Here is a 19,231-nt window from a genome sequence, read left to right as displayed (position 1 = left end):
TGCGGCATCTTTGCGCGCGGTGCGCCGGGAAGTCTGGTCGGCAATGCCCGTCACGAACTCATGGCGGGCCTGGCTGACGTGGGCGGAGTCTTTTGATGGCGCTGGTTCTGGCGTTCGGTGTGGTCTTGCTGATCAGCGTCTCGCTGTCCGGTCTCGCCGCGCGCACCATCCTGTCGACGGCCCTGATGTTCCTGGTCGCCGGCGCCCTGATCGGCCAAGGTGGCCTCGGGCTGGTCGACATCCCGTCCAACAGCGCCTTCGTGACCGTGCTCGCCGACCTCGCGCTGTTCACGGTCCTCTTCACCGACGGCCAGCGAGCCGGCCTGCCGGACCTCAGGCAGGGGTGGCGGCTGTCCGGACGGGCGCTCGGCCTGGCCATGCCGCTGACCATGGTCGGCATCGCCGTCCCGACGCACTTCCTGACCGGGCTGGACTGGACGACGTCGTTCCTGATCGGCGCGATCCTCTCGCCGACCGACCCGGTGTTCGCCTCCGCCATCGTCGGCCGCACCGACGTGCCCGCGCGGCTTCGGCGCCTGCTCAACGTCGAGTCCGGCCTCAACGACGGTCTCGCGCTGCCGTTCGTGCTCATCTTCCTGGCCACCGCGGCGAACAGGGAGACCGACTTCGCCACGATCGGCATCGAGCTGGCCGCCGGACTCGCGCTGGGCATCGTGATCCCCGCGGTCGTCGTGCTGTCGTGGCGGCTGCGGATCTTCACCGCCGAACCGCGGCTGCAGGCGCTCGGGCCCCTGGCGATCGCGGTGATGCTGTACGCCGCCTGCCACCTCACCCACGCCAACCCCTACCTGGCCGCGTTCGCCGCGGGATCGACCATCGCCACGCTGGACCGCGTCGCGGCGGAACACTTCGAGCACTTCGGCGACCTGCTCTCCGAGATCACGAAGTTCGCGGCACTGCTCGTCTTCGGCGCGCTGATCACGCCTGAACGCATCTCGCACCTGAGCGTGGGGGACTGGGCGGTCGCGGTGATCGCGATCCTGCTCGTGCGGCCGGCGGCGATGATGGTCTCGCTTCTGCGCACGCCCCTGCCCGCACGCGAACGCTCCGCCGCGGCGTGGTTCGGACCGAAGGGCTTCGCGTCGGTGGTCTATGGGCTTCTTGTGCTGCAAGCGGGGATACCCGCGGGAGAACACGTCTTCGACCTGGTCGCCATCACCATCGCCCTGTCGATCGTGCTGCACTCGTCGACCGACGTGCCCGTGGCCAAGGCGCTGAGCTTCGAGCCTCCGGACGGTCTGCCCACAGGCCAGCCGGAAGAGGGGCGTGAGCAGAAGCAGGACTGATGGGATCGCTGGACCTGACCCCCCGGCTGGGCGGCGGTGTGGTTCGACGGCGAGTGCACCGGCCACTGGTCGGACTCGCTGGGACTGGCCGTGACCGGGGTCGGCATGTCGTGGCTCTGGTTCGTCGAACCACCCGGCGACGCCGAGCGGCAGGAGCACGATGAGCCCTGACGCGGAAGCCGTGTTGCGCGAGCGGTGGTCGCGCAGCCAGCGGTACATCACGGCGTTCTCCGTCTTGCTGCCCGCGTTGCAGTTCCTGTTGTGCACGGCGATCGTGATGCTCACAGGTGACGGGCTCTTCTCGGTGGCGGCGGTTCCGCTGGTACCCGTCGCGGTCGCGGCGCCGGCACTGCGCCACTGGCTCCGGCGCCAGACGCCCCTGGATCCGTCGTCGTGGCCGCCCGCCGCCTTCCTCGCGGTGGCCGTGCAGCAGCTGTCCATCGCAATCCCCGCCTACGGCATCGCCACCGGCAGAACACCCGATGCGCTGACCGGACCGGCCGTCCTGTTCTTCGGCAGCTGGGCCGTCGCGGTCGCGACCTGCCCGTCGGCTCACCGCGCGAGCCGCGCTCTGCTCACGCCACTCGCCGCCGAACTCGGATCAGCTGATCTGCGCTTGACGCTCGAGGTGCGGACCGCGGTCAGCGGCCCTGAGCTCGTCTCGGCCCGGATCGTCCTCGATCGCGACCGTGTCGAGTGGACCGTGTGCCTGCACGCGGGCCGCGGTCGCGGTGCGCGCCTGGAGAGGTCGGTTCCGTTCCGGGACCTCATCCGCGTCATGCCGGTGACCCTGCCCGTCGTGCCCGAGTCGAGGCCGTGGACCGTTCTGCCCGGAGGAATCACGCTGTACGCCGGCGCAGGACCAGGCGTCGTCCTGACGACCATCGAGGACGAGTGGCTCCTCCCCGTGCACGATGCGGCGCTCGTCACCGAACTGCTGAACCGCCGCCGAGACCTGTGGGCACTGGGAACCGGCTGACCTCAGGCCCCGGCCAGATCGGCGAGCTGCGCCAGCAGCGCCTCCTCCACGATCGGGCTCATGGTTCCCATGTACGTGCCGCTCACGTGGTTGTCGTCGAGGTAGACCTGCACGTTGCCGATCACCGGTGGGCACAGGTCCTCGGTGCAGAAGTAGTCGCTGAAGTCCAAGAAGGTCGTGTTGCTCGGCGGGTCCTCGATCAGCGAGTACGGTGCCTCCGCCGCGAGCAGATCCGCGCGTGGCACGCTGCACTGCGGCGCCTCGCGGCCGTGCGTGGCGGCACACTGCGGTGGGGAGAACGAGTGCCTCGGGTTGTCCCGCACGGCGATCACGGGGATCTCCGCCTCCTCGAGCTTCCGCCACTGGGCGACGAAGCCGGCCGGCGTTTCCTCGGTGAGGCCGACTCGGACGTTGCGGCTGCCGTTGGTGAACACCGCGTCCGGTTTCATGCGGATGATCTCCCGCGCCGCATCGGCGTTCCACTTGACGCAGTCGCGGTCTCCCGGCTTGGCGTCGGCGTTCACCGAGAACGGGCACGCGCCCTTGAGCATGTGGACGACCTGCCAGTTGTGCCGGCGGGCGATGGGGGCGAGGGCGGCGAGGTACTGCTGCATGTGCGAGTCGCCCACGACCACGATCCGCTTGGCCGCGGGCGGTGACACCGGCGACGAGCAGATCTCGAGGACGTTGTTGTGGGGCGCACGCGTGCAGGTGGCTCCTTCGATGGCGGCGAAGTCACGAGGTAGGGCCACCAGCGGCGGCACCACGGCGGCGTCCTCGCTGCCCCAGAACTCGAAACCGGGCTGCCGCGCCAAGGCACCCGGGTGGTCCGGGTCGGCGACGAGGCTCGCGTACGTCCGCGCCTTCCGCACGCTGACCTCGCCCCAGAGGCCGGCGGCCACCAGCACCGGCACGAGCATCGCCGCGCCCAGCGCGTAACCGCCCCAGCGTGAGCGGGTGCCCACCTCCGACTCGCGCACCGGGTTCTCGACCAGGTGGTAGGTCAGCGCAGCGAGCGTCAAGGACACCGCGATGATGACCAGGCCTCCTGCGAGACCGACAGCGGTGCGCTCCCTGATCACCAGGTAGAACACGAGCACGGGCCAATGCCAGAGGTACAGCCCGTAGCTGAGATCGCCCAGGTAGCTCAGGGGCCGCGAACTCAGCCACCGGTCCGCTCCCAGGCGGCTACCGGTCGCTCCCGCCGTGACCACCGCTGCCGCGCACAGCGTCGGCCACAGCGCGGCGTAGCCGGGGAACACCGTGCCGACCTGCAGGACGAGACCGCAGGCCACCAGACCGATCACGCCCGCCCAGCCGAGCACCGTCCGCGACCAGCGCGACAGGACCACGGAGTCGACGACCAGCGCGAGCAGGCCACCGAACGCGAACTCCCAGACCCGTGTGAGCGAGTGGAAGTAAGCGAGCTGCTGGTGCGCCTCCGTGAGGACCACCGAGTAGCTCAGCGAGGCGATGAACACGGCGATGAGGCACCATGCCGCCGAGGTGCGCACCGAACGCCCCAGGCGTGCGCCGACCAGCGCGGTCACCGCGATCAGGATCGGCCACACCAGGTAGAACTGGCCCTGGATGGACAGCGACCAGAAGTGCTGGACGACACTGGCCTCGTCGTGCTGGGTGAAGTAGTCCGCCGAATCCGCCGCGAGCTGCCAGTTCTCCACGTACAGCGCGGCCGCCACGACCTCCCGGATCGTCTGGAACCAGCGGTTCTCGGGCAGGACCACGACGCTCACGGCCATCGTGACCGCGAGCACGACGAGGGCCGCCGGGAACAGACGCCTGATCATCCGGGCCCAGAGGGCTCCGAAGCCGATGCCCCTGCCCTCCGCCGCGCGGACGAGTTGGCCCGTCATCAGGAAACCCGACAGGAGGAAGAACACGTCCACGCCACCGGACACCCGGCCCAGCCACACGTGGTAGACCACGACCAGCACGACGGCGAGAGCTCGCAGGCCCTGGATCTCGGGCCGGTGGCGCCGTCGCCCGCCGGGCTCGGGGATCACGGGGCTCGTGGTGGCGGTGGAAGGCGAAGACAAGATCAACTCCGGGGTGGTTCGGCTCTGTCGCCGACCAGACTTCCCGGCACACCATGACGCCCCGGTGGACGTCAGCGCGGGAACCGTACCGGTTCCTGCCCGATATGTGCCAATCGTCCGCCGGGATCTTCATCTCTCGCGCAGGCTCTTCGGCGCAGTTCCCGGGCTTTGCGGAGCAGACGTGCCGTAGACCGCGCTCAACGAGCGGTACCACGGGATCCGACGGCGGCCATGGGACATGACGTGCACTGAAGTTTCCGCGACCGCTTCGCGGCCTGCAGATCCGTTGATCGCCGAAGTCCGGCTGGAGCGCTCACGCATGCTCGGTGCGAAGTTCGAGGAGGCGGTCTTCGGCGCAGAGCACGTGGGGCAGGGGCTGGTCACGCCAGCGGTGGTCGTTGCCGCGCACGGCGGCGAGGATCCCCGGTGCGCACTCGGACAGGATCGAGCCGACCTCGCTCGGGTGGACGGCTCGCTCGACGAGCACCAAGTCTCCCTGGTCCCGTGTGAAGGCCTCCGGCGGTGCCTCGTCCAGCACGACGTGGTCGGCGCCGAGGTAGAGGCCCAGTTCTCGCCACTGCGGGTCCTCGAAGGCGACGGCCACGATCGCTTGGTCGTTGAGCCAGCGAACCGCGCACAGGACGCGCAGTGCGACCGCGTCATCCGCCACCGCGATGATCACCCGAGCGGCGTGGGGGACGTCGGCTTCGCGCAGTGCGACGACATCGGTGCCGTTGCCGATCACCGGCCGGGCGCCGCGTTGTGAGATGTGGCCGGCACACGCGAGATCGGGGTCGATGACCACGAGGGACTGGAGCTGAGGCCCGAACATCGCGCTGACGACCCGCCGGCCACGCTCGCCGAAGCCGATGAGGACGGTGTGTGAGCTCATTGCGACTCCTGGTTGGCGGCACGGCAAAGCAGCCGCCGACCAGTCTTCCCGGCACACCTCGTACGGGAAGACAACCGTCGGCGGCCATCACCGCGTTACAGGCGGGGGTGGTGACGAGGTCAGTCGTTCGCGGTCCGGCCGCTCTCCGCCGGCTCTTGGTGCACGTCGGGGATGCCGTCGTTGTCCGCGTCGCGGTTCTCTTCCTCGTAGATGCGGCGGTAGACCCGGTTGCGCACACGCAGGATCACCGTCGCGATCAGTGCGGAAAGGACCGACCCCAGGAGGACGGCGATCTTGGCGTTGCTGTAGTCGCTGCTGCCTTCGCCGAACGAGAGCTCGCTGACCAGCAGTGAGACGGTGAAGCCGATGCCGGCGAGGATCGACAGGCCGACCGCGTCGATCCAGGCCAGGTCGTCGTCCAGCTCCGCCTTGGTGAACCGCGCGACGAGGTAGGTGGCGGCGGTGATGCCGATCGGTTTGCCCACGAGGAGGCCGAGCACGATGCCGAGGGTGACGCTGTCGGTGAGCGAGCTGACGAAGCCGCTCAGACCGCCGACCGACACGCCGGCCGCGAAGAAGGCGAAGACCGGGACGGCGACGCCGGTCGAGAGGGGCTGCCAGCGGTGCTGGAAGATCTCGGCGAGTCCGGGACCGTCACCGTGGCGGCGGATCACCGGCACGGCGAAACCGAGCAGCACGCCTGCCACGGTGGCGTGCACCCCTGATGCGTGCATCAGCGCCCACGTCGCCACGGCCAGAGGAATGAGCAGCCACCACGACCGGACCCGGCGTTGCACGAGGACGGTGAACAGCCCGAGCGGGACGAACATCAGCGCCAGCGGCAGCAGCGACAGGTGGTCGGTGTAGAAGAGCGCGATGATCACGATCGCGATCAGGTCGTCCACGACCGCGAGGGTGAGCAGGAAGGTGCGCAGGGCTGACGGGAGGCAGCGGCCGATCACCGCGAGGACCGCGAGCGCGAACGCGATGTCCGTGGCGGTGGGGATGGCCCAGCCCGCCAGCGCGGGACCGCCGCCGAGGTTGATCCCGACGTAGATGAGCGCGGGTACCGCGACACCACCGAACGCCGCCGCGACCGGCACGGCGGCACGCCGGGGATCTCTCAGGTCACCGGCGACGAACTCGCGTTTGAGCTCCAGGCCGGCGACGAAGAAGAAGATGACCAGCAGACCGTCGGACGCCCATTGGGTCAGGCTGAGCCGCAGGTGCAGTGATTCCGGACCGAACTCGACGGACCGCAAGGTCTCGTAGAGAGACGCCCACGGTGAGTTCGCCCAGATCAAGCCGATGGAGGCGGCGACCAGCATGATGACGCCGCCGACGGTCTCCAGGCGCAGCAGGTCGGAGATGCGCCTGGCCTCGGGCCAGGAACCGCGGCTGAACAACCGGGTCTTCACGTGGTTCAAAGCTCACTCCGGGTGTCGACGGCCGCAACGCCGACCAGACTTCCCGGCACACCATGCCGTTTGCCACGGCAACCACCCGACCGTACCTCACGGTCGGAGGTGGCGCGCCGTCGATGTGATCTTGTCCGCGTGTGTTCAGCGCTGCGCTGGTTCCGGTTCGAGACCGGTGCGCACCGGCCCGGTCTCCGCGGCTTCCTCGGCGTCCGCCACCGCGATCGCCGCTGCTTCGCTCGCCTGCGCGACGTCCTTCTCCGCCTGCACCACAGCAGCCTCGGCCGAGTCGTCGGTCCTGGTCGCCCCGGATCGCGGCAACGCCTCGGAAAACGCCTTCGAGACGTCGTGCAGCGCGGTGGTGACCTCGCTCGGAATCACCCAGAACGTGTTGCCGGGACCCTCCGCGAGTTTGGGCAGCATCTGCAGGTACTGGTAGGCGAGGAGCTTCGGGTCCGGATCGTTGCGGTGCACCGACTGGAAGACCTGGTCGATCGCGCGGGACTGGCCCTCGGCTTCGAGGATGGTGGCGGCCCGGTGCCCTTCGGCCCGCAACACGGCGGCCTGCTTGTCACCCTCTGCTGTGAGGATCTGCGACTGCCGCTGGCCTTCGGCGTTCAGGATCGCGGCCCGCTTGTCGCGTTCGGCCCGCATCTGCTTCTCCATGGCCTCCTTGATGCTCTGCGGCGGGTCGATGGCCTTGATCTCCACCCGGTTGACCCGCAGGCCCCACTTGCCGGTGGCGTCGTCGAGCACACCGCGCAACTGGTTGTTGATCGTGTCGCGCGAGGTGAGGGTCTTCTCCAGGTCCATCGACCCGACGACGTTGCGCAGGGTCGTGACGGTGAGCTGCTCGACGGCCTGCAGGAAGCTCGCGATCTCGTACGCCGCGGCCCGGGGATCGGTGACCTGGAAGTACAGCACCGTGTCGATCTGAACGACCAGGTTGTCCTCGGTGATCACCGGTTGCGGCTGGAACGACACCACCTGCTCGCGCAGGTCGATCGGCGGGTAGACCCGGTCGACGTAGGGGATCACGAAGTTGAGGCCGGGGGTGAGGGTGCGCTGGTAGCGGCCGAGGCGTTCGACGTTGCGCGCGCGTGCCTGCGGCACGATGCGCACCGCGCGCAGAACCGTGAACGCTGCGAAGATCGCGAGCACGAGTCCGGCGATGAGCAGTGTGGACATGGCTCACTCCCGTGGGTAGACGACGGCGATGCTGCCGTCGATGTGCAGGACGTCGACCGTGCTTCCGGCGGGGATGACGACGGACTCGTCGTAGGACCGCGCCGTCCAGTCCTCCCCGCGAAGGCGCACCAGCCCCTCGTGGGCGTTCACCTCGCGGAGCACGTGGGCCGACGCACCGACGAGCGCCTCGACGCCGAACCGTTCGAGGCGCGGCTGCACCATCGCCCGCCGCGCCCAGGGCCTGGCGAGCAGCACCCCCAGCGCGGACACCACGCTGAACACGACGAGCTGGCCGGGGACCGGCAGCCCGATCGCCGCCGTACCCGCCGTGACGAAACCCGCGACGGCGAGCATGCCCAACGCCGCTGTCAGGGTGAAGATCTCGGCGATGGCCAGCACCAGCGCGATGATCAGCCAGACGAGCCAGGGATCCATGGTGCGACCCTCCTCAGGTGGAGGAACACGTCGGAACGTGCGACGTCTCCCCACCATCATTGGCCCGTTTCGCGTTCCGGCACAGGCGTCGGCCCGGCCATTTCAGGGCCCGGTGACTGCCGACGCCCGGCAATCACGGTGCGGGACTGGGCCAGCCGAGCAGACGGGCGCCCAGCACAGCGACCTGGAGGGTGAACCCCTGCGCTGGATCGTCGGCGCGGTACCCGGTCAGCTCGCGGACGCGGTCGAGGCGGTAGGTGACCGTGCGAACGCCGACGCCCAGGGTCTGGGCGGTCGCGGTCGTCACCCGTCCGGAGGCGAAGTAGGCGTTCAGCGTGTCGACCAGCCGCTCCGCTCCACCTCTGGCCTGGCGCAGCGGTTGCAGCACGGCGGTGACGAGTTCACCCAGCGCCGCGCTGTCGCGCAGGAGGACCTGGTAGACCAGGAGATCCGCGGCCTTGACCACCCGGTCTGCCAGGTCGAGGCGGTCGGCCAGCTCCAAGGCGTTGCGGGCCTGCTGGAACGAGCGAACCGCACCGCCGGGACCGGACTGGGGCTGACCCACGCCGACCCGCCACTGCGCCCCCCGTTCGACGACCTCGCCCACGCGGCGGGCGAACTCCTCCGGTGCGCCTGCGAGATCGTGCGGCACCACGCACACGAGCAGACCTTCTCGGGTGGCGACGAGGACATGACGGGAGCTGAAGCGCAGGCTCATGGCCGACTGGACGTTCGCCGAGGCCGCGTCCGAGTCGAGGAAGGGCTTGGAGGAACACGCCGCGGCCACGACGTTCGTGCCCGCGAGCCGCAGCCCGTAGCGCTCGGCGCGTTCCGCGAGCTGGCCGACGTCGCGGCCGGTGAGGAGGTCGTCGACGAACTCGCGTCGCAGCGACTCCTCCCTGCGCACCGTCCAGCGCTGCGTCTCCTCGTAGCCCTTGGTGAGTTCGCCGACGGCGTCCTCCGCCGCGCGGAACACGGCTTCCCCGACCCGTTTCAGGGCGTCGGTCGACTGAGCGCCCGTGACACCGGGCAAGGACGACCAGGACCGCCACATCTCCTCGAGGTGCCCTGTGATCAGGTCCCGCAGCGGGATGCCGCCTTCTGCCGCGCCGGCGCCCGCGTCGTGCAGCGCGTGCCGCTCCTGGACCGACAGCGCTCTGCCCGCCAGGCTGATCTCCCGCAGGGCGCGGACGAACTCCGGGACGTCGGCCGCCGTCGACCTGGTGGGTTGCTTGGCCATGTGCCCTCCTGGGCATGTCGAGTGCAGGCGAGCTGCGCACACAGCGAATCACGTTGAGGGCTGCTTCGCGCGGGTGCATTTCGGCCACGTGTACCGGAAGGGCAACGACGGAGCACCGAGAAAGGGCGAGGTCGATGTCGCGAACGCCGGGGAAGGCCAAGGTGGTTCTTCGCCGGCGGTTCGACAGCACCTTCAGCTTTCTCGGTGTGGTCGGGTCGGTTGTCGCCACCACCTGCGCGCTGCTGACCCCCTTTCCGGAACATCAGTTCATCGACCAACTCGAATTCGTCGCCGCGATGGCGCCGCTGACGTGGTTCATCTGGATGGTTGGCGCACATCCTGTGGTCAAGGTGTACGAATCAGGTGTGTTGGTGGTGAATTGGTTTCGCAGGTATTGGATTCCGTGGAGCGAGCTGGCCTCCGTCGAGTCGACGGACGAGGTCAACCTCGTCCTCGTTTCCGGTGAGCGGATCGGAGTGGCTTCCGGAGCGTCTTCGGTGGCCGGCTCGCTGATGGGGAATCGGCCGCAGGACCGGATTCGAGTCGCTGTCGAAAACAGCCGTCCGCATCCGGTTCCTCTTGGTTCAGGCGGGGTGGTGAGGAGGCTGGACCTGTGCCCGCGGCACTTCGTCGCGCTGGTCGGCTACCTGGTGATCGTCGCCTGGTCGGGGGTTCTCCGGTGATCCCTCTGTGTCCGCAGCCCGCGCGGGACCGCGCTGTCGTCCACGCCACCTGTCGACATCCGGCTCACGCCCGGACCGTCCGGGCGGCGGCCAGCACGGGTCCACGGCCGCTTCCGGAACGAAGTACTCGGCGGGACGCAGCAGATCGTCCATGCCGCGCACGCCGACAGCGCGCAACCGCAACCTACGCACGTCCCCGATCCCGGCTTCGAGCACGTCCGCTCCGGTCACGGTTCATCGGGAACACCTTCTCGACCTGGCCGGAAGCCTCCTTCGTGGACTGCGTCAGACCGCGAGCCGATCGATGGCCGCGCTGTCGAGACCGCGCGGAGCACCCGGCGCCGTGTACCGCTCCAGAACGATGTCCTGCACCTGTTCGCGCACCGCGGCACGGGCCCGACCGATGCACGCCATGAGGTCGGCCGAGATCGCCTGGGGATCCCTGTCCCTGACCCGATCGGTCAGCTCGATGTCCGTGGTGATCCCATCGGCGTCCACGGTCACCGACATGCTGTGGTCTCGGGTCGACGCGGTCGCCCGCGTCTGAGCGAGCGATCGCACCATGTCCTGGTAGCGCCGCCGTTCCCGGTCGACCGCGGCCTCGATCCTGTGCTCCCACCTCGTCTTGCGGTCCTTGACCACCTCGCACACCAACGCGGCCTCCGCGGTCGGAACCGCCCAGCGACCGGTCGAGGTGTGCAGCACGAGAGTTCCGTCGCCTTGGTCCACCGACACGTCGTGCAGGTTCCGGAACGACACGCCCGCATCGGCACGACCACCCGGCACGCGGAAGGTCCAGTCGACCCGGTCGGCTCGACCACCAGGCGGGACGACGGGTCGCGGAACACCAGCCGCAACGGCGTGGAACCCAGCTCGGCCACCGGTGACATGTGCAGCGACCGGCAAGCTCGGCGCGCGATCGACCACGCCGAACCCGTGCCGAGAACGCCGAGCGCGAACAACGCCTTCACCACGACCGCGGTTCCGGTCGCGGACCGCACGGCCATCCCGAAACCCGGGACCAGACCGAGCACCAGCTGGGTACCGGTCATCAGCACGGTGGCCGGGAACCACGAGGACGGATCCGTGATCCCGTTGCGGCGCAACCAGACCACGAGCGCGATGCCGCACAGCACAGCGGGGACGGCCGGGATCACCGACCACCACGGCGCGCTGGGCAGGTCCACGTGCGGGAGCAGCGCGAGCGCGAGGCAGATGAGCCCCAGCACGACGGGCAGGACCACCATGGAGATCAGCACCGGCAGCCGAGCGCGTTGCCACCGCGCGGCCAGCGCGATGGCGACTCCAGGGCTGTCGACCATCGGAATCATCCGGGGAACCACGACCACGACACACCTCACCCGAGCGTTTTTCGTGCAGCACAAAGCGTTGCAGTGCGAAAAGGTCTGCTCGGACCAAGCCGAGCACGCGAAGAGACGGACCGGTGCGCGCTCAGCGTTCGGGTGGATGTCCGGTCGTGCTCGTCCGGAGGAGGGTGATGGCGGAGGAAGATCGAAGCCTGGGCATGACACCTCACGTCGCGTATCCGCGGCCACCGTGTTGTGGCAAGCGGGCCGACCAGGCTTCCCGGCACTCCACCCGTCAAGATGCCGTAAAAGTGCACCAACGCAAACCCGCACCTGGCTGAACCCCTGCGCGGCGGTGGGCATGGCGCGGTGGTGTCGGCGGTGGCGTCGCCGGTGCTGGTCTACCAGCTGACCGGGTCCGCGGGTGGACGTCGGCGGACAACGGAGCCGAGTTCCAGTCCGCGTTCCTCTGGAACGTCTTGGACACAGGCATCGGTCACGTCGACATCCGGCCCGCGACTCCGCGGCTCAACGGGAAGGTCGAGCGCTCTCACCGCATCGACGTGGAAGAGTTCTACCGGCTGCACGTCGGTGTGGTGATCGGCGACGCCGGCGTGTTCAACGAACGCCTCAAGGAGTGGGAGGACTACTGCAACTACCACCGCCACACGGCGGCCTTGGTGGCCAGACCCCGCATGAGAGGCTGCTACAGAAGACCCACGCCTACGCCCAGGTCGTCAACGACCAGCGTCAGTAGCACAACTAGCGCCGTGCGGACGGACCGCTCGCAGACGCGGTAATCCCACGGCGCAGCGCAAGATGAGCATCTGGCCTGCGGCGGCGCGGTCCATCACGCCGCTAGTTCCACTTGTGCGCCGTGGCCGGAGGTCCCTCCGTGTCCGGGGCCTCCGGCCACGGTGAACACCCGTCAGCGCCAGATCGATCGCCGGTACAACGCCCGCCGCTCATTCACCGGCAGAGCCACGCGGCTGATCAGGTTGGTGACCAACGCGCCGATGACCAACCACAGCAGCGCCACGACACCTTCGTTCAGCAGCACCGGCGCGCGCTCGTTGTCAGGGGAGAACAGGCCGTCCAACCAGGGGCCCACTCCGCCGGTCCAGCCGGAGATGAACAAGGCGAAGCCGTTGCCCATGTTGGCCCATATGCGATCAGTGTGAGCCGGTGAGCTGTCCGGAGAGCTTGGTGTGCAGGTGTTCGCTGTGCGGGTTGAGGCCGATGATCTCGGTGTCGATGCCGCGGGAGGTGAACTTGGTGGTGACGGCGTCGAGGGTGGCGACGGCGGAGCTGTCCCAGATGTGGGCGTCGGAGAGGTCGATGACCACTTTGGACACCGTGTCGGTGTAGTCGAAGGCGTGCATGAGCTCGTTGGTGGAGGCGAAGAACAGCTCGCCGGTGACGACGTAGACGCGGATGTCGCCGTCGGGATCGAGCACGCTGGAGACGTCGACGAGGTGGGCGACGCGGCGGGCGAAGAAGATCGCGGAGAGCAGGGCGCCCGCCAGTACGCCGAGGGCGAGGTTGTGGGTGGCGACGACGGTGCCGACGGTCACGACCATCACCGCGGTCTCGCTTTTCGGGGTGCGGCGCAGGGTGGAGATCTTGATGCTGCTCCAGTCGAAGGTGCTGACCGACACGAACACCATGACCGCGACGAGCGCGGCCATCGGGATCAGGGAGACGACCGGGCCGAGCACGAAGACCAGGACCAGCAGGAACACGCCGGCGGCGAGGGTGGACAGGCGGGTGCGGCCGCCGGACTTCACGTTGATCATCGACTGGCCGATCATGGCGCAGCCGGCCATGCCGCCGAAGAAGCCGGTGGCGATGTTGGCGATGCCCTGGCCGCGGACCTCCGTGCCCTTGCTGGAGCTGGTGTCGGTGATGTCGTCGAGCAGCTGTGCGGTGAGCAGCGACTCGATCAGGCCGACCGCGGCGAGGGTGAGCGCGTAGGGCGCGATGACGGCGAGCGTGTCGAGGGTGAACGGCACCATCGGCAGGCCGAAGCCGGGCAGCGCGGTGGGCAGCTCGCCCTGATCGCCCACGGTCGGAACGCCGATGTGCAGGAATACCGTGAGCGCGGTGACCACGACGATCGCCACCAGGGGAGCGGGGATGGTCTTGGTGAGCCGGGGTAGCAGGTAGATGATGGCGAGGCCGAGCACAGCCAGGGCGATGACGGGCCAGCCGCCGCCGGTGATGTGGGGGATCTGCGCGGCGAACAGCAGGATCGCCAGCGCGTTGACGAAGCCGACCATCACGGTGCGCGGGACGAACCGCATGAGCTTGTGCACACCGAGTAGTCCGAAGAGGATCTGGAACACGCCGGTGAGAACGGTGGCGGCGAACATGTACTCGACGCCGTGGTCGCGTACCAGCTGCACGAGCACAAGGGCCATCGCGCCGGTGGCGGCGGAGATCATGGCGGGACGGCCACCCGCGAACGCGATGATGATCGCGATGGTGAACGAAGCGTAGAGGCCGACCTTCGGGTCCACGCCGGCGATGACGGAGAACGACAGCGCCTCGGGGATCAGCGCGAGCGCCACGACGAGACCGGAGAGCAGGTCGGCGCGTGGGTTGGAGAACCACGCGGCGCGCACGCGCTGTGGGAGGGACGGCCGCAGGGCAGTCTGGAACGAGGACATCGGCACCTCGGGAGATGGCGCGACACCGCCGGTGGCAAGTCTCGCGACGATGAGCACGGGTCAACGTCCTGATGCCGCTGAGCCGCTGGAGAGCGTGAGTTGCGACCACTCCGGCGCAACAGTCAAACTCTACCGTGACGTGAGAGTAGAGTTGGTGTCGGTCCGGGTGATCGTGAGCAACGTCTCCATGGTGTGCGGTGGTCGCGTGAGGCGTTCCGCCGCGCGCCTGGCCGTGTCAAATCGCCGGCAGGTGTGAGCGCAGCGTCGCGGCGAAGTCCTCGGCGATGCCCAGTTGTGTGCGCAGAGCCCGGCAGCGGTCCTCGGCCGCGGTCCAGAACTCCGTCAGGCGCCGCAAGTGCTCGTCGCGGTCCCGGTCGTGGCCCGCGGCGAGCGCATCGAGGATGCCCAGCAGCTCGCGCATCTCCTCGAGCTGGAAACCCAGCGGTTTCATTCGCATGATCACGCCCAGGCGCTGCACGTCGGGCTCGGTGTAGAGGCGGAAGCCACCCTGGCTGCGCGCGCTGGGCACCACCAGCCCGACCTCCTCGTAGTAGCGGATCGTGCGCAGCGACAGACCGGTCCGTTCAGCCACCTCACCGATCTGCATGTGCTCGCCCACGACATCCCTTCCGCGTCCTGTCTCGGTCACGACCATTCTGGCAGGGGGCCGAAGGAACGCTCCGGCCTGATGGTGGTTGGTGAGCTGGCATCAAACGGTTTCACTCTTGCGGTGTCGGCGGCGTCGCTGAGGTTCTCGACACCGGGCGCTGCGCCCCCATCACCTCGTCGCCGCCGAACAGGCGCCCGGCTGGGCCCAAGGGCTCGCGGACGCCGGTTGCGTTTCGGAGGCTGGGGAGCACGGCATCCCGTCGGCCGCGTTCCGCGCGTCGTGACCGCTCCACCGCCTCGCCTCGTCGTGCCGGGCGACGCTGAGTGGAGGTGCAACGTGCCGCACAGGTCCCCACGCGGACAGCACCACGACGAGCGCGCCGGTGATGATCCAGCACTGTTCGGCAGCGGTCACAGCGAGCCGCACGCCAGCGAACCTTTTTGAGCTCGGACCTACACGCTGTTCGGCAACAAGACGATCCAGGGCGGACGCATGGGGTTGCTCAACCACAAGAAGATGCCTGTGCGCATAGGATGGAACATCATCCCGACCAAGCCGCTCGGGTTCGAAGGCGGCCTGGCCGCCTTCCGTATCGTTGCCGGACGCGGCAAGAACGCCTGGCACAGGAACTTCCTCTACGGCCGAGTGAGCATCAAGGGAAGATGGCTGGAGTGAGCGACACCACTGAAAACACGTGGAGCTGGCGACGCCAATGTCTTGACGACGTGATCGACAGGGTTCGTGCCCAGGTCGCTCTGCGAGGAGTCGATCTCCTGGTACAGGTGGAACCGGCTGAAGTGCCAAGTGCTGCTGCTGTCTGGAACTGGCACCTGACCTGTACCGCCGGCGACGTCGAATTCGACGTGATCGCTTCGCAGGATCTGACCAGTTTCGTGATCGAGGACAACAGCGGTCGGTTCGAAACCGAGGCCGACGCGGTGACACTTCCCGACGTGATGACCCAGCGGATCATCAGATAGATGTTTCTCGCTGTGACGCGCGTGTCGACTGTGCACGGGCGTCACAACGATCCCCCGCAGGCTGTAAGCGACCTTCCGACGACTTAAGGCGTCTGGCACCTCAGTCCCGTGCCGATCCGCGCCTCCTGGGCGAACGCTGCTGCCAGCGCGGTGACGCCGATCCAGTCCTGCGCGATCAACCTGGGGATGGTGCGGCGCAGGGCGAAACACTGCGCCGCACCAAGCACCGCGCCTTCGGCAACCCCGGCGAGAACCAGCGCAGGACCGAACGAGGTCAACGCACCGACGACGGCAGGTACCAGGAAGTCGGCGAACTCACCCGCCGTCACCCAGATGAACCACGTCGCCCACACGCCAGTCGCCAGCTTGGTGCTCATCTCCTCGCAGTGTCCCGGTCCACACCGCCGGTCGCAGAGACGAAGGTCCTCGACTCCCAGTGCTCAAAGCCGTTTCCCGGGCCGTTGAACGGCGGCGAGAGCGAAGCCATGACGCGCATCGTGGTCGTCGGCGGCGGGCTGGGCCTTGCTGCCGTACATCAGCAGGACCTTCTTGCTCGTCTGTCCGGTGCCGCGGGTCCGGTCCACGGCATCGGCGAGCTTGCCGCGGAACTGTTCCTCGGCGCCGTGGGCCTGCTCCACCCGGCCGGGACTGCTCGCACCGGCTATGAAGATGATTATCATGTGCAGATGCTTGGACGCACACCTGTCACCGTCCTGTCCGGTTTCCTGGGCTCCGGGAAGACGACGTTGCTCAACCACGTGCTCGCCAACCGGGAGGGGCGGCGGGTGGCGGTGATCGTCAACGACATGAGCGAGATCAACATCGATGCCGCGCTGGTCGCCGGTCAGGGCAGCCTGGACCGCACCGAGGAACGGCTGGTCGAGCTGACCAACGGCTGCATCTGCTGCACGTTGCGGGAGGACCTGCTCGACAGCGTCGGCGAGCTGGCGCGCTCGGGCCGGTTCGACACGATCCTGATCGAGTCCACGGGCATCTCCGAGCCGATGCCGGTGGCAGCGACCTTCGACTGGACGTTCGAGGACGGCACCAGCCTGTCCGACCACGCCCGGCTCGACACGATGGTCACCGTCGTGGACGCGGCGGGGTTCCTGCGCGAGCTGACCACCGGTGAGCAGCTGGCCGAACGCGACATCGCCGCGGCGGAGGGGGACGAGCGCACGATCTCGGACCTGCTGGTCGACCAGGTCGAGTTCGCGGACCTGCTGGTGGTCAACAAGACGGACCTGGTGACCGAGGAGCAGCTCGCGACGCTCGACGCCGTGCTGCGCAGGCTCAACCCCGTCGCCCGGCTGCTGCACACCCGGCACGGCGTCGTCGACCTGGCCGAGGTGCTCGACACCGGGCGCTACGACCCGATCACCGCCGCGCAGGCACCTGGCTGGGCTCAGGAGCTCGCGGGCACCGGCCACGTCCCGGAGACCGAGGAGTACGGCATCCGCTCGGTCGCCTTCCGGGCCTCGCGGCCCTTCCACCCGGCCCGGTTGGCGGCGGCGCTGGCCGGCTGGGAAGGGGTGTTGCGCAGCAAGGGGTTCTGCCACATAGCGAGCCGCCCCGACGTCCTGGCGGTGTGGTCGCAGGCAGGTCCGAACCTCACCCTGGAACCGGGGCAGCTGCTGGAGGGCCCGCAGGGCCGTCAGGAGCTCGTCTTCATCGGCGTCGGCCTCGATCGCGACGAACCGCGCCGGCGGCTCGAGCCCGCCTTGCTGACCGAGGAGGAGTTCGCGGCCGGGCCGGAGCACTGGCGCGCGCTGGAGGATCCACTGCCGCTGTGGGACCTCGCCGACCTGCACGAGCACGCCGGATGACCGGCCCGTCGACCACCGACCCCGCCGCGGCGGAAGCGGTGTTCGCGCCGGTCGAGCTCGCGCTGCTGGACTCCTTGCCGATCGGCGGCGTGGTGGCCGACGTGGGACCTGGAGCCGGGACGAGCACGGTCCGCCTGGCCGAGCGCGCGCTCCGGGTGTACGCCGTGGACAACGACGAGGCGATGCTCGAGATGGTCCGCGACCGCGCCGCGCGAGCGGGGCTGGGCGACCGTGTCCGCACGGTCCTGCACGAGCTCGACGACGGCCCGGTTCCGCTGCCGGAACCGGTGTCGCTGATCTGGTCGGGTGCCTGCGTGCACCACGCGTTGTCGTGGCAGGACGCGGTGTCCGGACTGGCGGACCTGCTCGCACCCGGTGGCGTGCTCGCGCTCGGCGAGGGTGGCCTGCCGGCGCGGTGCCTGCCGTGGGACGTCGGTGTCGGCAGGCCCGGCCTGGAGAGCAGGCTGGACGCCGCGCACAACGAGTGGTTCACGGCGTGGTTCGAGGGCAGGCCCGGTGTCGTGCGCGAGGCACGCGGGTGGCCTGAGCTCATGAGGACCGCCGGACTCGAGCAGGTCACCAGCCGCAGCGTCCTGCTGGACCTGCCCGCACCGCTCGGGCCCGGCGTTCGGGAGGTCGTGCTCGCGGAACTCGCCGCGCGAGTCGGGCGGGCGCGGGCCTTCCTGGGTGAAGATGACCTGCGGGCGTGGGCGGCGTTGCTCGACCGCTCGTCATCGGCTTGGCTGGGGGCGCGTGACGACGTGGCACTGCTCACCGCCAGGACTGTCCACATCGGAGCGAAACGGGGAGATCATGGCTGAGGACCGGCAGACCGAGATCCGCGGCGCGTTCGACGCCGCGGCGGCCGACTTCACGGCGCTGGGCCGCCACCTCTGGGAGCCGATCGGCACGGCGGCGGTCGCCGTGGCCGATCCGAAGCCCGGCGAGCGCGTCCTCGACGCCTGCTGCGGCACCGGCGCCTCGGCGATCCCGTCGGCGCGGCTCGTCGGGGTGGACGGGCACGTCGACGCCGTCGACCTGTCCGGTCCGATGGTGGACGAGCTGCGCCGGCTGTCGACCGGCCTGCCTCAGCTGCACGCGCACCAGGCGGATGTGACGACGTGGCCGGGGGAGGGTTACGACGTCGTGCAGTCGGCGCTGGGCATCTTCTTCTTCCCGGACATGACCGCCGGGACCGACCACCTGATCAGCCGGGCCCGGCCCGGTGGGCGGGTGGTGCTCACCATCTGGCGCGGGGAGGCGATGGTCGCGGCGGGCCGCCACCTCGGCCTCGCGATCGCCGAGGTCACGAACACGCCGGTACCGGCGCCCCGCCCGCCGCACCTGGTCGACGAGGTCAACCAGGCGGACACCTACGCGGCCTGGCTGACCGGACGCGGTCTGGCCGACGTCGAGGTCACCGTGCACGAGCTGGCGCTGACGATGACGCCGGAGGTGGCGTGGCTGGTGGTCGTCGGATCCGGGTTCCGGGGAGCGCTCGCGAAGGTGCCCGCCGAGCTGGTCGCGGACGTGCGCGAGCGCTACCTGGCGTCGCTGGGACAGGCCGGTCTGGAGGAGCTCGACGCCACCACGCTGATCGGCAGCGGACGTCGTTCGGAGCGTTGAGCGCCGCGGGGAGG

General features: G+C 69.2%; 22 protein-coding genes. 10 read left to right on the top strand and 12 right to left on the bottom strand.

Features of this window, described 5'->3' with window-relative positions; genetic code table 11:
• Positions 1 to 95 precede the first annotated feature (95 nt).
• From V1227_RS09555 to V1227_RS09545, 3 genes are read left to right on the top strand one after another with little or no spacing between them, the layout of a single operon-like run.
• On the top strand, positions 96 to 1,307 hold the full coding sequence (locus V1227_RS09555; protein ID WP_329792145.1) for a cation:proton antiporter: 1,212 nt from the start codon (positions 96 to 98) through the stop codon (positions 1,305 to 1,307).
• A gap of 36 nt (positions 1,308 to 1,343) precedes the next feature.
• Complete coding sequence (locus V1227_RS09550) at positions 1,344 to 1,478, top strand: hypothetical protein (protein WP_329792144.1); 135 nt, start codon at positions 1,344 to 1,346, stop codon at positions 1,476 to 1,478.
• A complete protein-coding gene (locus tag V1227_RS09545) occupies positions 1,468 to 2,286 on the top strand; it encodes a hypothetical protein (RefSeq protein ID WP_329792143.1) in 819 nt (272 codons plus the stop codon). Before V1227_RS09550 ends, V1227_RS09545 begins: the two co-directional genes overlap by 11 nt.
• 2 nt (positions 2,287 to 2,288) lie before the next feature.
• Here the strand turns inward: V1227_RS09545 and V1227_RS09540 are convergent, their stop codons facing one another.
• The 6 genes from V1227_RS09540 to V1227_RS09515 all read right to left on the bottom strand — a co-directional run bounded on the left by V1227_RS09540 (position 2,289) and on the right by V1227_RS09515 (position 9,516).
• Positions 2,289 to 4,343 carry an acyltransferase family protein gene (locus V1227_RS09540; RefSeq protein WP_329792142.1) on the bottom strand — a complete coding sequence of 685 codons (2,055 nt, stop codon included), beginning with the start codon at positions 4,341 to 4,343 and terminating at the stop codon, positions 2,289 to 2,291.
• Between the two features lie 313 nt (positions 4,344 to 4,656).
• Positions 4,657 to 5,235 (bottom strand): NAD-binding protein, encoded by a 579-nt coding sequence (locus V1227_RS09535; RefSeq protein WP_329792141.1) that lies wholly within the window; start codon positions 5,233 to 5,235, stop codon positions 4,657 to 4,659.
• A gap of 119 nt (positions 5,236 to 5,354) precedes the next feature.
• Entirely contained in the window at positions 5,355 to 6,662 is a 1,308-nt protein-coding gene (gene nhaA, locus V1227_RS09530) for a Na+/H+ antiporter NhaA (protein ID WP_329792140.1), read from the bottom strand.
• A gap of 135 nt (positions 6,663 to 6,797) precedes the next feature.
• Positions 6,798 to 7,841, bottom strand: a complete 1,044-nt coding sequence (locus V1227_RS09525; protein ID WP_329792139.1) for an SPFH domain-containing protein — start codon at positions 7,839 to 7,841, stop codon at positions 6,798 to 6,800.
• A 3-nt stretch (positions 7,842 to 7,844) separates the two neighbouring features.
• Positions 7,845 to 8,276: an NfeD family protein gene (locus tag V1227_RS09520; protein ID WP_329792138.1), complete on the bottom strand. Its 432-nt coding sequence runs from the start codon at positions 8,274 to 8,276 to the stop codon at positions 7,845 to 7,847.
• A gap of 133 nt (positions 8,277 to 8,409) precedes the next feature.
• The gene (locus V1227_RS09515) at positions 8,410 to 9,516 is read right to left on the bottom strand and encodes a PucR family transcriptional regulator (RefSeq protein WP_329792137.1); all 1,107 of its coding nucleotides are present in this window, start codon (positions 9,514 to 9,516) and stop codon (positions 8,410 to 8,412) included.
• Between the two features lie 134 nt (positions 9,517 to 9,650).
• Here V1227_RS09515 and V1227_RS09510 point away from each other — a divergent pair, with 134 nt between their 5' ends.
• On the top strand, positions 9,651 to 10,199 hold the full coding sequence (locus V1227_RS09510; RefSeq protein ID WP_329792136.1) for a PH domain-containing protein: 549 nt from the start codon (positions 9,651 to 9,653) through the stop codon (positions 10,197 to 10,199).
• A gap of 285 nt (positions 10,200 to 10,484) precedes the next feature.
• Here V1227_RS09510 and V1227_RS09505 read toward each other — a convergent pair whose 3' ends face one another.
• Entirely contained in the window at positions 10,485 to 10,958 is a 474-nt protein-coding gene (locus V1227_RS09505) for a YbaB/EbfC family nucleoid-associated protein (RefSeq protein WP_329792135.1), read from the bottom strand.
• A gap of 1,027 nt (positions 10,959 to 11,985) precedes the next feature.
• Here V1227_RS09505 and V1227_RS40605 point away from each other — a divergent pair.
• Entirely contained in the window at positions 11,986 to 12,306 is a 321-nt protein-coding gene (locus V1227_RS40605) for a hypothetical protein (protein WP_442916474.1), read from the top strand.
• Positions 12,307 to 12,434: 128 nt separating this feature from the next.
• Here the strand turns inward: V1227_RS40605 and V1227_RS09495 are convergent, their stop codons facing one another.
• The 3 genes from V1227_RS09495 to V1227_RS09485 form a co-directional block, all read right to left on the bottom strand.
• Positions 12,435 to 12,662 (bottom strand): hypothetical protein, encoded by a 228-nt coding sequence (locus V1227_RS09495; protein ID WP_329792134.1) that lies wholly within the window; start codon positions 12,660 to 12,662, stop codon positions 12,435 to 12,437.
• 16 nt (positions 12,663 to 12,678) lie between these two features.
• On the bottom strand, positions 12,679 to 14,175 hold the full coding sequence (locus tag V1227_RS09490) for a SulP family inorganic anion transporter (protein WP_329793990.1): 1,497 nt from the start codon (positions 14,173 to 14,175) through the stop codon (positions 12,679 to 12,681).
• Positions 14,176 to 14,410: 235 nt separating this feature from the next.
• On the bottom strand, positions 14,411 to 14,782 hold the full coding sequence (locus V1227_RS09485; protein ID WP_329793989.1) for a MerR family transcriptional regulator: 372 nt from the start codon (positions 14,780 to 14,782) through the stop codon (positions 14,411 to 14,413).
• A gap of 495 nt (positions 14,783 to 15,277) precedes the next feature.
• On the opposite strand from V1227_RS09485, the gene V1227_RS09480 reads away from it, so the two are divergent.
• Together V1227_RS09480 and V1227_RS09475 are read left to right on the top strand one after the other, a co-directional pair.
• Entirely contained in the window at positions 15,278 to 15,460 is a 183-nt protein-coding gene (locus V1227_RS09480; RefSeq protein ID WP_329792133.1) for a hypothetical protein, read from the top strand.
• On the top strand, positions 15,457 to 15,765 hold the full coding sequence (locus V1227_RS09475) for a hypothetical protein (RefSeq protein ID WP_329792132.1): 309 nt from the start codon (positions 15,457 to 15,459) through the stop codon (positions 15,763 to 15,765). Before V1227_RS09480 ends, V1227_RS09475 begins: the two co-directional genes overlap by 4 nt.
• 83 nt (positions 15,766 to 15,848) lie before the next feature.
• On the opposite strand, the gene V1227_RS09470 is transcribed toward V1227_RS09475, so the two are convergent.
• A complete protein-coding gene (locus V1227_RS09470) occupies positions 15,849 to 16,142 on the bottom strand; it encodes a hypothetical protein (protein ID WP_329792131.1) in 294 nt (97 codons plus the stop codon).
• Positions 16,143 to 16,205: 63 nt separating this feature from the next.
• Positions 16,206 to 16,445 carry a hypothetical protein gene (locus tag V1227_RS09465; RefSeq protein WP_329792130.1) on the bottom strand — a complete coding sequence of 80 codons (240 nt, stop codon included), beginning with the start codon at positions 16,443 to 16,445 and terminating at the stop codon, positions 16,206 to 16,208.
• Between the two features lie 6 nt (positions 16,446 to 16,451).
• On the opposite strand from V1227_RS09465, the gene V1227_RS09460 reads away from it, so the two are divergent.
• From V1227_RS09460 to V1227_RS09450, 3 genes are read left to right on the top strand one after another with little or no spacing between them, the layout of a single operon-like run.
• Entirely contained in the window at positions 16,452 to 17,591 is a 1,140-nt protein-coding gene (locus V1227_RS09460) for a GTP-binding protein (RefSeq protein WP_329792129.1), read from the top strand.
• Complete coding sequence (locus V1227_RS09455; RefSeq protein WP_329792128.1) at positions 17,588 to 18,412, top strand: class I SAM-dependent methyltransferase; 825 nt, start codon at positions 17,588 to 17,590, stop codon at positions 18,410 to 18,412. Before V1227_RS09460 ends, V1227_RS09455 begins: the two co-directional genes overlap by 4 nt.
• Positions 18,405 to 19,217: a class I SAM-dependent methyltransferase gene (locus V1227_RS09450; RefSeq protein WP_329792127.1), complete on the top strand. Its 813-nt coding sequence runs from the start codon at positions 18,405 to 18,407 to the stop codon at positions 19,215 to 19,217. The genes V1227_RS09455 and V1227_RS09450 overlap by 8 nt, the downstream gene beginning before the upstream one ends.
• Positions 19,218 to 19,231 lie beyond the last annotated feature (14 nt).

Origin of the sequence: Lentzea sp. DG1S-22, from assembly GCF_036321065.1 — a bacterium.
Lineage (GTDB): Bacteria > Actinomycetota > Actinomycetes > Mycobacteriales > Pseudonocardiaceae > Lentzea > Lentzea jiangxiensis.
Note: the sequence above shows the minus strand (reverse complement) of the source record. Positions and strands in the feature narration are given on the sequence as shown.

Bases quoted from the DNA above. Each gene is read 5' to 3' on its own strand.
- V1227_RS09555 (WP_329792145.1), top strand. From the start codon at position 96: ATGGCGCTGGTTCTGGCGTTCGGTGTGGTCTTGCTGATCAGCGTCTCG.
- V1227_RS09545 (WP_329792143.1), top strand. From the start codon at position 1,468: ATGAGCCCTGACGCGGAAGCCGTGTTGCGCGAGCGGTGGTCGCGCAGC.
- V1227_RS09535 (WP_329792141.1), bottom strand. From the start codon at position 5,235: ATGAGCTCACACACCGTCCTCATCGGCTTCGGCGAGCGTGGCCGGCGG.
- V1227_RS09525 (WP_329792139.1), bottom strand. From the start codon at position 7,841: ATGTCCACACTGCTCATCGCCGGACTCGTGCTCGCGATCTTCGCAGCG.
- V1227_RS09520 (WP_329792138.1), bottom strand. From the start codon at position 8,276: ATGGATCCCTGGCTCGTCTGGCTGATCATCGCGCTGGTGCTGGCCATC.
- V1227_RS09515 (WP_329792137.1), bottom strand. From the start codon at position 9,516: ATGGCCAAGCAACCCACCAGGTCGACGGCGGCCGACGTCCCGGAGTTC.
- V1227_RS09510 (WP_329792136.1), top strand. From the start codon at position 9,651: ATGTCGCGAACGCCGGGGAAGGCCAAGGTGGTTCTTCGCCGGCGGTTC.
- V1227_RS09495 (WP_329792134.1), bottom strand. From the start codon at position 12,662: ATGGGCAACGGCTTCGCCTTGTTCATCTCCGGCTGGACCGGCGGAGTG.
- V1227_RS09490 (WP_329793990.1), bottom strand. From the start codon at position 14,175: ATGTCCTCGTTCCAGACTGCCCTGCGGCCGTCCCTCCCACAGCGCGTG.
- V1227_RS09485 (WP_329793989.1), bottom strand. From the start codon at position 14,782: ATGCAGATCGGTGAGGTGGCTGAACGGACCGGTCTGTCGCTGCGCACG.
- V1227_RS09480 (WP_329792133.1), top strand. From the start codon at position 15,278: ATGGGGTTGCTCAACCACAAGAAGATGCCTGTGCGCATAGGATGGAAC.
- V1227_RS09470 (WP_329792131.1), bottom strand. From the start codon at position 16,142: ATGAGCACCAAGCTGGCGACTGGCGTGTGGGCGACGTGGTTCATCTGG.
- V1227_RS09465 (WP_329792130.1), bottom strand. From the start codon at position 16,445: ATGATAATCATCTTCATAGCCGGTGCGAGCAGTCCCGGCCGGGTGGAG.
- V1227_RS09460 (WP_329792129.1), top strand. From the start codon at position 16,452: ATGCTTGGACGCACACCTGTCACCGTCCTGTCCGGTTTCCTGGGCTCC.
- V1227_RS09455 (WP_329792128.1), top strand. From the start codon at position 17,588: ATGACCGGCCCGTCGACCACCGACCCCGCCGCGGCGGAAGCGGTGTTC.
- V1227_RS09450 (WP_329792127.1), top strand. From the start codon at position 18,405: ATGGCTGAGGACCGGCAGACCGAGATCCGCGGCGCGTTCGACGCCGCG.